Origin of the sequence: Propioniciclava soli (assembly GCF_014858005.1) — a bacterium.
In the GTDB taxonomy this organism is placed as follows: Bacteria; Actinomycetota; Actinomycetes; order Propionibacteriales; family Propionibacteriaceae; genus Propioniciclava; species Propioniciclava soli.
The window spans coordinates 1-1844 of sequence record NZ_JACYOT010000042.1 but is presented as its reverse complement, the minus strand read 5'-3'; the positions used below and the strand labels follow the sequence as shown (position 1 = coordinate 1844).

At 68.9% G+C, this 1844-nt stretch carries 1 protein-coding gene; it reads left to right on the top strand.

All coding sequences use genetic code 11. From position 1 onward, the window contains the following. The first annotated feature begins 71 nt into the window (after positions 1–71). Positions 72–1655, top strand: a complete 1584-nt coding sequence (locus IFY26_RS17490) for an IS1182 family transposase (RefSeq protein ID WP_188334847.1) — start codon at positions 72–74, stop codon at positions 1653–1655. Positions 1656–1844 lie beyond the last annotated feature (189 nt).

Genomic DNA, 1844 nt, shown 5'->3' with positions numbered 1-1844 from the left:
CTAGGAGCCTGCTGAACAATCTGTCCGCGTGCCCACGGGACTGACCGGCAGCTGGCTGGAATTGTTGGGTTGTGCAGGGTGAGTCGAGTCCGCAGCGGGATGTGTTGGACGTGGAGTCGCTGGCGGGGCATTTGTTGCCGGCTGGCAGCGTGTTCCGGTTCTTGGCCGAGCACCGGCACCGCCTGTTCCCGGACGCGTTGTTCGCCGACCTGTTCCCGTCGGGGCGGGGCCGGCCATCGATCCCGGGCGAGGTGATCGCCTCGGTGATCGTGCTGCAGGCATTGAACGGTTTGTCCGATCGGGAAGCCGTCGAAGCGCTCACGTTCGACCTGCGGTGGAAAGCGGCGTGTGGCTACCCGGTCGACAAGAAGGCGTTTGATGCGTCGTCGTTGACGGTGTGGCGGGCTCGGCTGGCAGCGTCGGAGCGGCCGCAGCGGATCTTCGAGGTGGTCCGGGACGTGATTGACGCCACGGGTGCGGTGAAGGGCCGGACGCGGCGTGCCCTGGACTCGACGATTCTGGATGACGCGGTGGCAAGGCAGGACACGGTCACCCAGCTGATCGCGCAGGTGCGCCGGGTGGGCCGGGAGGTGCCCGGCGCCCAGCAGGTAATCGAGCAGCGCTGCACCCGGCTGGCCGCGCTGACCGGCCAGGGGTACGACAGCACCGGCAAGCCGCGGATCGCGTGGGACGACCGCCAGGCCCGCGACGAACTGGTCACGGCGCTGGTCAACGACGCGCTCGCCCTGCTCGCCGGCCTGGACGCCGAAGCGATCACGGCTGCTGGCGGCAAGCCGGCCGAGGCGGTCGCGTTGCTCGCCTTGGTGGCCGGTCAGGATGTTGAACCAGCCGAGGGTTCCGTCGGCACGGATGGCCGGTGGCGGATCGCCCGCCGGGTCGCCCCGGACCGGGTCATCTCAACGGTCGACCCTGATGCGCGGCATGCGCACAAGACCGTGGAGCGCCGCCAGGATGGGTTCAAGGCCCACGTGGTGATCGAGCCCGACACCGGCCTCGCGACCATGGTCGAGTTGACCAAGGCCGCCGGGCCGGACAACAGCGACGCCACCGTCGGTGCCAGGCTGGTGGTGGCTGATCCGACCATCGACAGCCCGGTCGAGGTGCTGGGCGATTCGGCCTACGCCACCGGCGACATGCTCGCCGTCCTTGAGGCCAAGAGGTGGGTGCCGCTGGTCAAACCCTGGCCGATCCGGCCGGCCGTCGAGGACGGGTTCACCATCGACGACTTCACCCACGACCCTGCCGCCGGCACCCTGACCTGCCCAGCAGGAGTAACGAAGACCATCACCAAGACCCGCAAGGCGGTGTTCGGCATCGCCTGCCGGGCCTGCCCGTTCAGGCAGCGATGCACGACCGCCGCGAAAGGCCGCACCATCCAGCTGCACCCCCACGACCTGCTGCAACGCGCACACCGCCAACGGGCCGCCGGCGAGGGCTTCCAAGCCACCTACCGCCGGTACCGGCCCATGGTCGAACGCACGATCGCGTGGCTGGCCCGAGGCAACCGCAAAGTGCCCTACCGAGGCGTCACGAAGAACGACAACTGGCTCCACCAACGAGTCGCGGCGATCAACCTCCGCCGCCTCCTGAACCTCGGCCTCAGCTTCGGCAACACCGGCTGGGCGATCGCCTGACCAGCCCCGGAACGAGCTTGAACACCAAACCACACGGGTCCACCACGACCCTCAGACAAGCGCCACGACCCCGCTGTCGCACTCAACTGCGCTGACTCACACTCGCGGCTCGACAGCCGCGGCGGCGTCCCACCCGCCACCCACGTCCAACCCGCCGTCAGATAGACGCCTTGTTCAGCAGGCTCCTAG